At 76.6% G+C, this 12,114-nt stretch carries 14 protein-coding genes and 1 pseudogene; 8 read left to right on the top strand and 7 right to left on the bottom strand.

Translation table 11 applies throughout. The features are described 5' to 3' along the window. Positions 1–84: 84 nt before the first annotated feature. A complete protein-coding gene (locus AB0M46_RS37100) occupies positions 85–1,608 on the bottom strand; it encodes a PAS domain S-box protein (RefSeq protein ID WP_363344017.1) in 1,524 nt (507 codons plus the stop codon). Positions 1,609–1,636: 28 nt separating this feature from the next. Here AB0M46_RS37100 and AB0M46_RS37105 point away from each other — a divergent pair, with 28 nt between their 5' ends. The 5 genes from AB0M46_RS37105 (at position 1,637) to AB0M46_RS37125 (ending at position 3,962) form a co-directional block, all read left to right on the top strand. Continuing rightward, on the top strand, positions 1,637–2,299 hold the full coding sequence (locus tag AB0M46_RS37105) for a response regulator transcription factor (protein ID WP_363344019.1): 663 nt from the start codon (positions 1,637–1,639) through the stop codon (positions 2,297–2,299). Positions 2,300–2,376: 77 nt separating this feature from the next. Beyond that, a complete protein-coding gene (locus AB0M46_RS37110) occupies positions 2,377–2,772 on the top strand; it encodes a hypothetical protein (protein WP_363344021.1) in 396 nt (131 codons plus the stop codon). Positions 2,773–2,798: 26 nt separating this feature from the next. Beyond that, a complete protein-coding gene (locus tag AB0M46_RS37115) occupies positions 2,799–3,311 on the top strand; it encodes a gluconokinase (protein WP_363344023.1) in 513 nt (170 codons plus the stop codon). Positions 3,312–3,369: 58 nt separating this feature from the next. Beyond that, the gene (locus AB0M46_RS37120; protein WP_363344025.1) at positions 3,370–3,645 is read left to right on the top strand and encodes a hypothetical protein; all 276 of its coding nucleotides are present in this window, start codon (positions 3,370–3,372) and stop codon (positions 3,643–3,645) included. Next, positions 3,642–3,962: a hypothetical protein gene (locus AB0M46_RS37125; RefSeq protein ID WP_344621075.1), complete on the top strand. Its 321-nt coding sequence runs from the start codon at positions 3,642–3,644 to the stop codon at positions 3,960–3,962. Before AB0M46_RS37120 ends, AB0M46_RS37125 begins: the two co-directional genes overlap by 4 nt. A gap of 187 nt (positions 3,963–4,149) precedes the next feature. On the opposite strand, the gene AB0M46_RS37130 is transcribed toward AB0M46_RS37125, so the two are convergent. Further along, positions 4,150–4,659, bottom strand: coding sequence for a GNAT family N-acetyltransferase (locus tag AB0M46_RS37130; RefSeq protein WP_363344027.1), 510 nt, complete (start codon positions 4,657–4,659; stop codon positions 4,150–4,152). Between the two features lie 91 nt (positions 4,660–4,750). Next, positions 4,751–5,758 (bottom strand): LLM class flavin-dependent oxidoreductase, encoded by a 1,008-nt coding sequence (locus AB0M46_RS37135; RefSeq protein WP_363344029.1) that lies wholly within the window; start codon positions 5,756–5,758, stop codon positions 4,751–4,753. A gap of 106 nt (positions 5,759–5,864) precedes the next feature. On the opposite strand from AB0M46_RS37135, the gene AB0M46_RS37140 reads away from it, so the two are divergent. Then, positions 5,865–6,974: an amidase family protein gene (locus AB0M46_RS37140; protein WP_363344031.1), complete on the top strand. Its 1,110-nt coding sequence runs from the start codon at positions 5,865–5,867 to the stop codon at positions 6,972–6,974. A 105-nt stretch (positions 6,975–7,079) separates the two neighbouring features. On the opposite strand, the gene AB0M46_RS37145 is transcribed toward AB0M46_RS37140, so the two are convergent. Further along, the gene (locus tag AB0M46_RS37145; protein ID WP_363344033.1) at positions 7,080–7,811 is read right to left on the bottom strand and encodes a hypothetical protein; all 732 of its coding nucleotides are present in this window, start codon (positions 7,809–7,811) and stop codon (positions 7,080–7,082) included. 76 nt (positions 7,812–7,887) lie between these two features. Here AB0M46_RS37145 and AB0M46_RS37150 point away from each other — a divergent pair, with 76 nt between their 5' ends. Continuing rightward, entirely contained in the window at positions 7,888–8,760 is an 873-nt protein-coding gene (locus tag AB0M46_RS37150) for a LysR family transcriptional regulator (protein WP_363344035.1), read from the top strand. A gap of 68 nt (positions 8,761–8,828) precedes the next feature. Here the strand turns inward: AB0M46_RS37150 and AB0M46_RS37155 are convergent, their stop codons facing one another. The 3 genes and pseudogenes from AB0M46_RS37155 to AB0M46_RS37165 form a co-directional block, all read right to left on the bottom strand. After that, a complete protein-coding gene (locus AB0M46_RS37155; RefSeq protein WP_363344037.1) occupies positions 8,829–10,025 on the bottom strand; it encodes a VWA-like domain-containing protein in 1,197 nt (398 codons plus the stop codon). Between the two features lie 11 nt (positions 10,026–10,036). Next, positions 10,037–11,218, bottom strand: coding sequence for an AAA family ATPase (locus AB0M46_RS37160; protein ID WP_363344039.1), 1,182 nt, complete (start codon positions 11,216–11,218; stop codon positions 10,037–10,039). A gap of 184 nt (positions 11,219–11,402) precedes the next feature. Beyond that, a pseudogene (locus tag AB0M46_RS37165) lies at positions 11,403–12,002 on the bottom strand (hypothetical protein); the annotation flags it as partial. A 47-nt stretch (positions 12,003–12,049) separates the two neighbouring features. Between AB0M46_RS37165 and AB0M46_RS37170 the strand changes: the two are divergent. Beyond that, positions 12,050–12,114, top strand: a 65-nt coding sequence (locus tag AB0M46_RS37170; RefSeq protein WP_363344042.1) for a hypothetical protein, incomplete at its 3' end; no start/stop codon positions are given.

Below are 12,114 nucleotides of genomic sequence, written 5' to 3' on the forward strand. Positions count from 1 at the left end.
TCTTCATGAACCGCGCGCGCCGGCGCAGGGCGTGCGCACCAAGAGTCGCCGGGGCACGCAGCGAACCCCGATGTGGTGCTGTCACTACACCGGGATGCGCGCCCGCACGACGGTGCCCTGGCCGGCGGGGCTGTGCACCTCCAGCGAGCCGTCCAGCATCGCCACGCGGTCGGCCAGCCCGCGCAGGCCCGTGCCCAGCCGCGCGTCCGCGCCGCCGCCGCCCGCGTCGGCGATCGCGATGACCAGCACGCCGTCCTCGACGGCCAGGCTCACCTCGGCCACGTCGGTGCCGGCGTAGCGGGCCACGTTGGTGAGGGCCTCGCTGACGACGAAGTACGCCGCCGCCTCCACCGCCGCCGGGAAGCGCCGCTGCTGCCAGGGCGCCACCCGCAGCTCCACCGGCGCGCGGCGGCCCAGGTCGGCCAGGGCCGCGTCGAGGCCGTAGCGGGTCAGGCTGCTCGGGTGGATGCCCCGAGCCAGGTTGCGCAGCTCGATCGCGGCCTCCTCCAGGGCGGCGATCGCGTCGTCGAGGATGGCCGAGGCGCGGGCCGGCTCGTCGGGCAGGGCCGTGCGGGCGCGGGCCAGGGTCAGGCCCAGGCCGACGAGGCGCTGCTGGGCGCCGTCGTGCAGGTCGCGCTCCAGCCGCTGCCGCTCGACGGCCGCGGCCTCCATGGTGCGCCGGCGCGACGCCCGCAGCTCCTCGTCGGCGGCGTGCTGGGCGCTGAGGTCGCGCAGGTAGCCGCTGAAGACGGGCGCGCCGCCGCCCAGGACGCGGGTGATGGTGAGCTCGACCGGGAACTGCGTGCCGTCGCTGCGCATGCCGGTGGTCTCCACGCGCTGGTCGAGCACGCGGGGGTGGTGCGTGTGGAGGTACCGTCGCAGGCCCTCGCGATGCGTGTCGCGCAGCTGCGGCGGGATGATCAGCTCGGCCAGCTCGCGGCCGACCGCCTCGTGCCGCGCGTAGCCGAAGGTCCGGCAGGCCGCCGGGTTGAACTCGAGCACCATGCCGTCGGCGTCGGCGATGACCACGCAGTCCAGGGCCGAGTCCAGCACCGCGCGCAGCCGGGCCTCGCTGCGGCCCACCGCGTCGGCCGCGCGGGCCCGCTCCAGGGCGCCCCCGATGCGCCGGCCCAGGCTGCGGGCCGTGCCCAGCAGCTCGGCCGGCGGGTCGTCGAGCCGGCCGGTGAAGAACTCGACGATGCCCTCGACGGCGTCGCCGGCCGACAGCAGCGGGAAGCAGAAGGCCGCCTCCAGGCCGGCGCGCGCGGCGGCGTGTGCGCGCGGGAAGGATGCCTCGCGGCCGAACTCGCGCACCCAGGCCGGCTCGCGGCTGTGCCAGACGGCGCCGGGCAGGCCCTCGCCGCGGGACAGGGCCAGCCCGCGGGTGGCGGCCTCGAACGGGCCGCCGTCGAAGCCGGGCGCGGCCCAGGTGGCCGAGCAGTGCAGCCGGTCGTCGTGGACCTGCCACAGGGTGCCGGCCTGCCAGCCGAGGGCCTGGCCGATCGCGGCCAGCGCGAGGCCGTCCGAGTGCGGGGCGGCAAGGATCTCGGCGACGGCGTGCTCCAGCCGCAGCAGGAGCGCGACGTCGACCTCAGGGCGCTGTGTCACGCGCTTCCCCCGGGTAGGTTACGGACCCATGGAGATCCGGGTCGTGGTGGCCGATGACAGTCTGCTCGTGCGGGAGGGTGTGCGGGCACTGCTCAGTGATCAGCCAGACCTGTCGGTAATCGGACTGGCCGCCGACCACGACGAGCTTTTGTCCACTGTGGAGCTGTTACGTCCGGATGTGGTGGTCACCGACATCTGCATGCCGCCGACCAACACCGACGAGGGGGTGCGGGCGGCCCTCGCGCTGCGGGCCGGCCATCCCGGGGTCGGCGTGGTGGTGCTCAGCCAGTACGACGACCCGGCGCACTCCACCGCGCTGCTGCAGGACGGCGTGGCGGGCCGCGCGTACCTGCTCAAGGAGCGCGTCGCCCAGCCCGGCCAGCTCGCCGACGCGGTGCGGGCGGTGGCCGGCGGCGGGTCGGTCATCGACCCGCGGATCGTCGAGTCGATGCTCATCGCGCGCAGCCGCCCGGCCGGCTCGGCGCTGCGCCACCTGACCGCCCGCGAGCGCCAGGTGCTGTCCGAGATGGCCACCGGCGCGAACAACGCGACGATCGCCGAGCGGCTCTTCGTGACCGTCCGCGCGGTCGAGCGGCACATCAACTCGATCTTCGCCAAGCTCGGCCTGGCCGAGGAGGGCGAGACCCACCGCCGGGTCGGGGCCGTGCTGCTGTACCTCGCCGACCGGTAGGTCACTGGTGCCCGCACCACGGATCTTGTGGTGCGGGCTGCGTGGCCTCGGCCCGCCCGGCGCGGGATCGTGAGCTGGTGGAAGGGCTGGCGCGGGTCGAGGAGGACGTTCGGGTCCGGCTGACCGGCGTGCGGGCCGGCCGGCAGGTGGAGGTCCGGGCGACCGGCGGCGTGGTGGTCACGTGGGTGCGGGCCGCGGTCGCCGACATCCAGGCGCTGGGCGGCTCGGCCGGCGTGTTCGTGGTCGACGCGGGCGCCCCGCCGGCCGGGGTCGCCGCCCTGGCCGCGCTGCCGCCGGACCCGGCGGCCTGGCGCGACGTGCGCATCCGCGGGGGCGCCGAGGGACTGGTCGCGGTGCGCCGCTCCGGGGCGTCCGGCTACCGGCGCGACCTGTGGCTGCTGGAGCTGCTGGCCGAGGCGCTGGGTGCGGTACCGCTGCCGCCCATCGACACCGCCGCGGCCGAACCGCCGTAGACGCGCGCCCGTTGTACCGTGTGGCCATGCCAGACGCGCCGCCGGTCTTCATCGTCATGGGTGTGGCCGGGACCGGCAAGACGACCGTGGGCGCGATGCTGGCCGGCCGGCTCGGCTGGCCCTATGCCGAGGCCGACGACTTCCACCCCGCCGCCAACGTGGACAAGATGGCCGCCGGCGTCCCGCTCACCGACGCCGACCGGGCTCCCTGGCTCGCCGCGATCGGGCGCTGGATCGACGAGCGCGCGGCGGCCGGCGAGCCCGGCGTCGTGTCGTGCTCGGGCCTGAAGCGCGCGTACCGCGACCGGCTCCGCCAGGGCCGCCCGCAGGTGCGCATCGTGTTCCTCGAGGGCTCCCGCGAGCTGATCGCGCGCCGGCTCGCGGCCCGCCACGGCCACTTCATGCGCGTGGAGATGCTCGACAGCCAGTTCGCCGCCCTGGAGCCGCCGGAGCCCGGCGAGGGGGCGACCGTGGTGTCGGTCGAGCCCTCGCCCGCCGAGATCGTGGAGACGATCCTCGAGGCGCACCCGGACGCGTGACCTGCCGGTATGGCCGCTGGGGGTCGGCCGTGTAGGACGGGCGTAGTACATTGGGGGCATGCCCTACCGCTGGTGGCCGGCGACCCTGGCGGCACTCGTCGGCATCACGGCCGACGAGGTCCTCCAGGCGCTCGGCGCCGAGCGGCGCCGCCCGATCCCGGGCCACGCCCTCGGCATCCCGGCGCTGAGCGTGTGGGCCCGCACGGCCGCTGGACGACCACTGATCGTGATCGTCAAGCACCAGGGAGAACTCGAGTGGGGCATCATCGGCGCGCGGCAGATGGGCGCCGAGGAGCTCGCCGAGTTCGAGCAGTGGGAGGGGACAGCGTCATGAGCAGCGAGCCACTGACCGAACGCCAGATGGACGAGATGGTCGCCGCGGTCGCCGCGGGCGGCTTCGTCTTCGACCGCGCCGCGCCCGCCCCCGCCCTGCCCCCGAAACCCGACGCCGAGGTGATGGCGGTCTACTCGACCCGGCTGCCCACCTCGCTGGCCGAGCGCATCGCCGCCATCGCCAAGGCCAAGGGCGTCAAGCCGTCGGCGCTCATGCGGGAGTACATCGAGATCGGGGTCGCCGCCGAGGAGAACGACCGCCCGATCTCCCTGACCGACGCCCTGCGCGCCCTGGCCCAGCTCCGCCCCGCCGCCTGACCGGTTCGCCCTGGCGCCGGGCGGCTCAGCGGTCGCCGCGGATGCGGCCGCGCCGGCCGTTGTCGCCGAACACCGACGCCCTGCGCGCCTTGGCCCAGCTCCGTCCTGGCGCCTGACCGGCCCGCCCTGCGCGCCCTGGCCCGGCTGCGGCCCGCCGCCTGAGCGGCCCGTCCCGGCGCCGGGTGGCTCAGCGGTCGCCGCGGATGCGGCCGTAGATGAGCACGTCGCGCCAGCCGCCGTCGCGGAACTCCGCGGAGCGCAGGATGCCCTCGCTCAGGAAGCCGACCTTCTCCAGGGCCTTCTGCTCGGGAATGTTCTCCGGCTGGATGCGGGCCTCGATGCGCTGCGCCGGGGTGCTCGCGAAGAGGTAGTCGCACAGCAGGGTCTGCGCGCGCCAGCCCACGCCCCGGCCGCGCCACTCCGGCAGCAGCACGATGCCGATGCCCCAGTACTGCGCCATGCCCGAGCCGATCGCGAACCAGTTGACGAAGCCGGCGGCGGTCTCGTCGGCCTCGACCATCAGGCGGCCGTCCTCGGCGCCGAGGTAGCCGTCGTTGGCGAAGCGCCGGGCCGGGCCGTTCGGCTCCTGGTAACCGGTCCAGGACGCGCCGGCCAGGCCCGGCTCGGTGGCGAAGCGGCGGAACATCGCCAGGTCGCCGTCCAGCACCGGTCGCAGCCGCACCCAGGTCTTGTTCACTCGGCCCCCAATGTCGACGCAAGATCGCCCGCCATCTTCGCCCAAACCGGCGGGGGATGCCATCGGGCATGTCGCCGTAATGTGAAGAAAACTAGCGCGACGGCCGCAGCAGCGCCGGGGCGACCTCGGTGCGGATCAGCTCGAAGGAGCGGGCGCGGGCCTCGATGTCGTACACCATGCAGGTGAGCATGAACTCGTCGGCCCGGGTCGCCTCCAGCAGCTCGCCCAGCTGCTTGCGGACCGTGGCCGGGGAGCCCAGGGCCTGGCCCTCGCGCCGGGACAGGACGAACTCGCGCTCGCGGTCGCTGTACGGGTACGCCGCCGCCTGCTCCGGCGTGGCGAGCGGCTCGGGGCGGCCGGAGCGCAGGCGCAGGAACGACAGGGCGCTCGGGCCGGACAGGAACTCGGCCTCCTCGTCGGTCTCGGCCGCGACCGCGCTCACCGCGACCATCGCGTAGGGCTCGGCGAGCCATTGCGACGGGCGGAAGTGGGAGCGGTAGAGGGCCAGGGCCGGCAGCGTGTTCTGGGCGCTGAAGTGGTGCGCGAACGCGAAGGGCAGGCCGAGCGTGCCGGCCAGCTGGGCGCTGAAGCCGCTGGAGCCGAGCAGCCACACGTCGGGCTTGTCGCCCTTGCCGGGGGAGGCGAGGATGCGCGCCGCTCCCTCGAAGTACGCGATCAGGTCCTGCAGCTCCTCGGGGAAGTGCTCCGCCGACAGGCCCTCCATCGTGCGGCGCAGGGCGAGGGCCGTGTACTGGTCCGTGCCGGGTGCGCGGCCGATGCCGAGGTCGATGCGGCCCGGGTGCAGCGCCTCCAGGGTGCCGAACTGCTCGGCCACGACCAGCGGGGCGTGGTTGGGCAGCATCACCCCGCCGGAGCCGACCCGGATGGTGGAGGTGGCCGCGGCCAGGTGGGCGATCAGGACGGCCGGCGACGAGCTGGCGATGGCCGGCATGTTGTGGTGCTCGGCGACCCAGAACCGGCCGTACCCGAGCGCCTCGACGCGGCGGGCCAGCTCGGTGGTGTACCGCAGCGCCTCGCCGGGGGAGCCGTTGACCGAGACCGGGGCGACATCGAGCACGGAAAGCGGGAGTTCACTCACGAATCATGGTCAACCGCGTCCGGGCCCGGAGTATTCCACCTAGGATCCTAGGATGTCCACGCCGCGTGGCCCGGCGCGCCGACCTGGTTGGGCGTACCCTTCTCGCGTGACAGCTGACCCCACGGTGTGGCGGGTCAAGGGCATGCCGCTGGCGCCGGCCACCGGCCACGGCCCGCTGGACGGGATGCGGCTCGCGGTCAAGGACCTCTTCGCGGTCACCGGCTTCGCGGTCGGCGGCGGCAACCCGCAGTGGCTCGCCGCGGCGCTGCCGGCGGCCGAGGACGCGCCGGTGGTGGCCCGGCTGCGGGCCGCGGGCGCGGTCGTGCAGGGCATCGCGCACACCGACGAGCTGGGCTACTCGCTCTCCGGCACCAACCCGCACTACGGCACGCCGCCCAACCCGGCCGCGCCCGGCCTGGTCACCGGCGGCTCCTCCAGCGGCCCCGCCTCGGCCGTGGCGACCGGGCACGCCGACATCGGCCTCGGCACCGACACCGGCGGCTCGATCCGGGTGCCGGCCTCCTGCTGCGGACTGTTCGGCCTGCGCCCGACGCACGGGGCGGTGCCGGTCGAGGGTGTGCTGCCGCTGGCCCCCTCGTTCGACGCCGTCGGGTGGATCACCCGCGACGCGCAAACCCTGGCCGCGGTGGGCGACGTGCTGCTGCCGCCGGGCCCGCAAGGTCCGCCGTCCCGCCTGCTCGCCATCGGTGGTACCGCGGCACAGGCCGCCGAGTTCGGCCTCCCCGTCGCCGAGGCGTCCCTGCCCACGTGGGACGACCCGGACCCGCTGCTGCTGGCGTTCCGCCAGGTGCAGGCGGCCGAGGCGTGGCGGGGCCACGGCGCCTGGATCGAGGCCCACCCGCGGGCCCTGGGCGCCGACGTCGAGGGCCGGTTCCGCTTCGGTGCCCACGTGTCGCCGGCCGAGGAGGACGCGGCGCGGGCGCGGATCGCGGCCTGGCGGGCCGAGCTGCTCGACCGGCTGGGCGGGGACGCGTGGCTGGTGCTGCCGGCCGGTGGGCCCGGCCATCCGCGCGAGCTGAGCCCGGCCGGGCGCGACGCCTGGCGCCGGGAGACGCTGCGCTGCGCGGTGCCGGCCAGCGCGTTCGGCCTGCCGAGCGTGTCGGTGCCGACGGGCGCGGCGCCGCCGGCCGGGATCGCGCTCGTCGCCCCGCCCGGGCACGACCGCGCCCTGCTGGGGCTGCTCGGCGGGCGATGAAGCAGCATCCAGGCCGGCTGCCCGGCGGTCCCGGCCACGACCGCGCTTTGCTGGGGCTGCATCCGGGCCCGCCGCCCGGCGCGACCCTTATCGACGCCTGACAGCTCATGACCCGTCGGCGGCCGCGCGGGTCGCGCCGACCGCCACGGCGGCCTCGGCGAAGGCGCGGATCACCGGGTGGCAGCGGGTGCCGTCGCCGGCCAGCTCCGGCTGGAACAGCGTGCCGAGCATGAACGGGTGGCCGTCCAGCTCCGCCACCCGGACCTCGCCGTCGTCGTCGTGCCCGGTGAAGCGCAGCCCGTGGGCCTCCAGCACCGGCAGGTAGGCGTGCTCGAGGCCGTAGCCGCAGTGGTAGCGCTCGAGCGCGCGCTCCACGCCGAAGATGCGCTCGGCCAGGCTGCCCCGGGCCAGGTTGACCGCGCCCTCGTGCCCGACGAGGGAGCAGGCCAGCGCCACGATGAGCGGGTCCCGCCCGCCGGGGTCGCTCTCGGCGTGGGCGGCGCCGGTCAGGCCGCACACGTTGCGGGCGAACTCGAGCAGCAGGTGCTGGAAGCCGCCGCAGGTACCGAGGAAGGCGAGCCGGTGCTCCCGGGCGGCACGGGCCGCGGCCAGGGCACCGGCCTCGTCGCGGTACGGCGACCCGGGCAGCAGCCACACACCGTCGAAGGCGTCGACGGAGGTGGCGGACACCTCCTCGGTCGGGATCCAGTACGCGTCCAGGCCCAGCCCGTACCGCTCGCGCAGCACGTCGATGAGGCCCGGGACGCGGGTGTGCGAGCGCACGTGGGCCGAGCGGTCGCCGACGAGCGCGACCCGGGCCGTTCGGGTTGTCGTCATGCCCTCAAGGCTCCCGTGAGCTGCCCGCATCAGTCCAACGAGAGTTTGCGGTACCGGCATCAGCAACACTGATGTCGTGGACCCGCACCTGCTGCGCACCTTCGCGGCCGTGGCCCGGCTCGGCTCGTTCTCCGCCGCCGCCGACGAGCTCGGTTACACCCAGTCGGCGGTCTCCCAGCAGATCGCCGCGCTCGAGCAGGACGTCGGCGCGCCGCTGCTGCGCCGCCGCCCGGTCGCGCTCACCGACGCCGGCGCCCGGCTGCTGGAGCACACCGGGCCGATCCTGCTGCGGCTGGCCGCGGCCCGCGCGGACGTGGCCCGGCTGTCCGGCCCGCCGCCGGCCGCCGTGGTGCTCGGCGCGACGCCGCTGGCCCGCCTCGACCCGGGCCGGCTGGTCGAGGTGCAGCGGGCCATGCCGCGGGTCGCGTTCACGGTGCGGGTCGGCGGGCGGGCCGAGATCGCCACCGGCGTGGCCACCGGGCGGCTCGACCTCGGCCTGGTCGACGGGGTCACCGCGCCCTCCGACCCGCTGGCGCTGCCGGACACCGGGCAGCTGGACGCGACCGCGGTGGCCGAGGGGCCGGTCGTGGTGGCCCTGCCGGCCGGCCATCCGCTCGCCGGGCGGCGCGGGGTGTCCCTGGCCGATCTCGCCGACGCGGTGTGGCTGGACGCGCCCGAGGCGGCCACGCCACCGGCCCAGCTGCGGGCCTTCGTGCGCGGGGACGGGTTCCGGGGCGGGCTGGCGTATCCCGGCACCGACACCGGGGTGCTGCTCGCCCTCGTCGCGGCCGGGGCGGGGCTGGCGCTGCTGCCGGCGGCGGCGCTGACCCCGGCGCTGCGCGGGGTGCCGGTCGTGGCGCCGCGCCTCGTCCACCGCACCGAGCTCGTGCACGGCTCCCTGACCGCCCCGGCCGCCGCGCTCGCGGCTGCCCTCACGACCAGATCCTGACGACCCGGGCCCACTGCGGGCGGTCACCGAGCCCGTGCACGGCTCCCCGACCGCCTCTGCGGGCGCCCTCACGACCCGATCGTGACGACCCGGGCCCACTGCGGCGGGCGCTCCTCCCAGTCGTCCCGGTGCGCGGGGCGGTTGCGGTGGAAGAGCCCGATCACGGTGCGGCACGGCGGTCGCCGGTCCGGCCACGGCGTCTGCCCGTCGGTCAGGACCACCACCACGTCCGGGCGCGGGGCGGACCGCAGCGCCCGCTGGAACCCCTCCCGCAGGTCGGTGCCGCCCCCGCCGATCAGCTCCAGACCCTCGCCGCGGCACAGCGGGACCACCGTCCGCGCGGCGGCGTCGCAGGACTCCACGCCGACCTGGTCGCGGCGCCCGCCGACGGCCCGGCCGATCGCCGCGACCTCCAGCAGGGCGCTGCCCAGCTCGGCGTCGCTCACCGAGCCCGACGTGTCGACGACCACGCACACCCGCGGCGGCCGGCGGCGCAGGCTCGGCAGCACCACGCCCGGCAGTGCCGCCGAGCGCCGGGCCGGGCGCCCGTACACGTAGTCCTCGCCCGCGCCCGGCGCCGACGCCGCGGTCCGCACCGCCGCGCCGAGCAGCTCCCGCCACGGCTGCGGCGGGTGGAAAGCCTCCTGCGCCCAGCGCCGCCAGCCCCGCGGCACGTCGCCCGGGCGGCCCCGGATGCCCTCGGCCACCCGGAAGCGCACCGCGTCGCGCTCCTGGTCGCTGAGGCCCCCGGCCCCTCCCGGCCCGAGCTCCCAGGGGCGGTGCAGGCCATCGGCCCCGCTGCCGCAGTCGAGCCACATCACATCCCGGTCGTACCGCCCGAGCCCGAGCCGCCCGAGATACTCCTCCATGAGCTCGCCGGCGGGCAGGCCGAGCGGGACGGGGTGCAGGGCGCCCTCGGGGGAGGGCAGGCCTTCGCCGTACGCGTCGTCGTTGATCTCGCAGTCGGCGGCGATGTTCATCCGCAGCCGCTCGCCGGGCCCGTCGGCGCCGTGGCGGGCCGCGTACCGGTCGCTTCTTCCGTGGTGGTCGCGCAGCAGGTGGGAGACCTCATGGACCCACACCGAGGCGAGCTGATCGAGCGGCGTCCGGGCGACGAACGCGGGCGAGACGTAGCAGCGCCAGTGCCGGTCCACGGCCATGGTCGGCACGCGCGCGGACGCGACCGGCTGGAGGGCGAAGAGGGCGGTGGCGAGGTACGGCCGGACCCGGCTCGCCCGCAGCCGCGCGGCGAGCAGCTTCTCCATGTCCAGCTCCATCATCGGGCCGCCGCGAGGTCGGCGCGGCGGGACAGCGTGATGGCGCCGGAGAGCCGCTCGACGGCGGGCGGCACCTCCCAGCCGTCCTCGCGCAGCGCGGCCAGCGTCGAGGCCGGAACGACGACGAGGTCCGGCGGGCCGGTCTGCGCCGCCCGGGCCAGTAGCTCCCAGGCCGCCTCCCAGCGGTCCCGCAGCGGCCGGCGGCGCACCGCCTCGACGACGGCGTCGAGGACGGCCTGGCGCAGGTCGCCGCGCTCCGGCAGTACCGCCGCGGCCGGGTCCTGCAACACGTCCTCCGGGTCGGGCAGGTCCAACCGGTCGAGGCTGGCCAGCAGCTCCAGCCCGGGACCGTCGCCGACCGTGCCGCGGACCAGCATCGACAGCACGTCCCGGGAGGTGTCCGCGGCGGTGGCGAACGCGAGCAGCCGCAGCGTCATGTCCCAGCTGCGCGGCGACGGCCACGCCCCGCCGCGGTTGGCCTCGGCGCTGGGTATCCGGTGCACGAGGGTGGGCCGGGCCGACAGCAGCCCGCAGACCGCCCGCCGGGCGCGCGCGACGGCGGGCCGGAGCCGCTGGGGGTCCAATGTGGGCAGTGCGGCCCGCGGCCAGACCCCGCCGAGCCCGCGCACCACCACCTCGTGGTCGTAGGTCCACTGCAGATGGACGAACCGGTTGGCCAGCGGCGCGCTGAGCTCCCACCCGTCCGCGGCCGACGCCCGCGGGTTGGCCGCGGCGACGATGCGCACCCCGGGCGGCAGCTGCAGCGCCCCGACCCGCCGCTCCAGCACCAGCCGCAGCAGGGCGGCCTGCACGGCCGGCGGTGCGGTGGACAGCTCGTCGAGGAACAGCAGGCCCTGCCCCTGCCGGACCAGCCGGACGGCCCAGTCCGGCGGCGCCATCGGCACGCCCTGCACGGCCGGGTCGTCGCCGAGCACGGGCAGGCCGGAGAAGTCGGACGGCTCGTGCACGCTGGCGATGACGGTGGTGAGCGGGAGGCCGAGCGTCTCGGCGAGCTGGTTGAGCGCGGCCGTCTTGCCGATGCCGGGCTCGCCCCACAGCAGCACGGGCAGGTCGGCCGCGACGGCCAGGGTGAGCGCCTCGAGCTGCGCGTCGGCGCGCGGCTCGGTGGCGGTGTCGCGAAGGAGGTCGAGGAGTTCGGCGGCGGTATCGAGCGTAGGCATGCGGCATCACCTTTGGTGTTGTGTCGTGACGTTCAGGGAACAGCGGGTGTCGGGTGCCGGCGTGTCGGTGTCAGCGCAGGACGTTGCGCGGGCGTCGTCGCGGCGGCGTGGGGCCGGCCAGCCCCGCGTGTCGGTGTCAGCGCAGGGCGTTGCGCGGGTGTGGTCGAAGCGTGTGGTGCCGGTGTCAGCGCAGGGCGTTGCGCGGGTGCGCGCGGGCGTCGTCGCGGCGGCGCGGCTCGCCCCGCGGCGGCGCGGGGGGCGTGCGGCCGGCCAGCCCCGCGCGGAACAGGCCGTGGCTAACCCGGCGCCGCACCGCGGCGTCGAGCGCGTCGCGCAGCGCGCCGTCGCGCAGCACCGCGCCCGGCCCCAGCAGCGCCTCGACCGCGGCGAGCGCCCCGTCGGTGTCGCCGTGCTCGAGCCGCGCGGTGACGTCGTCGAGGCACGCCGGCCGGCGGTGCGCCGCGTCGATCGCCTGCAGGCAGGGCAGCGGCGGCCCGCCGAGCGCGGCGAGCAGCTCCTCCCGGCGCAGCTGCTCCGGCCCGTGGTCGAGGGCGACGAGGACCCCGCCGGCGAGCCCGAGCCGGTGCCGTTCGCCCCGGCACTCGACGATCCGCTCCCGGCCCGCGGGCACCGCCGGCGCCGGCGTGGCCGTGGCCCCGGGCGACAGCGCGGCGGCGACGAGCGGGTGCAGGGCCGCGGCGTCGATCAGCCCGGCCCGCAGCAGCTCCAGGTCGGGCGGCACCCAGGTGGCCGCGTGGGGCAGCACGGGCAGCCGGGCGTCGCGCCGCCGGGCCGGCTCGGCTCGAGGACAACCTGCGCATCCCGTCCGGGGTGTCGTACGTCATCGAGAACCGCCGCGCCCTCACCCACACCATGCCGGCCCTGTTCGCCGACGC

This window comes from Dactylosporangium sp. NPDC051485 (assembly GCF_040682015.1).
GTDB lineage: Bacteria > Actinomycetota > Actinomycetes > Mycobacteriales > Micromonosporaceae > Dactylosporangium.

Coding starts and splice junctions, on each gene's coding strand:
- AB0M46_RS37125 (WP_344621075.1), top strand. CDS start 3,642: ATGAGCAGCGAGCCACTGACCGAACGCCAGATGGACGAGATGGTCGCC.
- AB0M46_RS37120 (WP_363344025.1), top strand. CDS start 3,370: ATGCCCTACCGCTGGTGGCCGGCGACCCTGGCGGCACTCGTCGGCATC.
- AB0M46_RS37160 (WP_363344039.1), bottom strand. CDS start 11,218: ATGCCTACGCTCGATACCGCCGCCGAACTCCTCGACCTCCTTCGCGAC.
- AB0M46_RS37105 (WP_363344019.1), top strand. CDS start 1,637: ATGGAGATCCGGGTCGTGGTGGCCGATGACAGTCTGCTCGTGCGGGAG.
- AB0M46_RS37155 (WP_363344037.1), bottom strand. CDS start 10,025: ATGGAGAAGCTGCTCGCCGCGCGGCTGCGGGCGAGCCGGGTCCGGCCG.
- AB0M46_RS37115 (WP_363344023.1), top strand. CDS start 2,799: ATGCCAGACGCGCCGCCGGTCTTCATCGTCATGGGTGTGGCCGGGACC.
- AB0M46_RS37145 (WP_363344033.1), bottom strand. CDS start 7,811: ATGACGACAACCCGAACGGCCCGGGTCGCGCTCGTCGGCGACCGCTCG.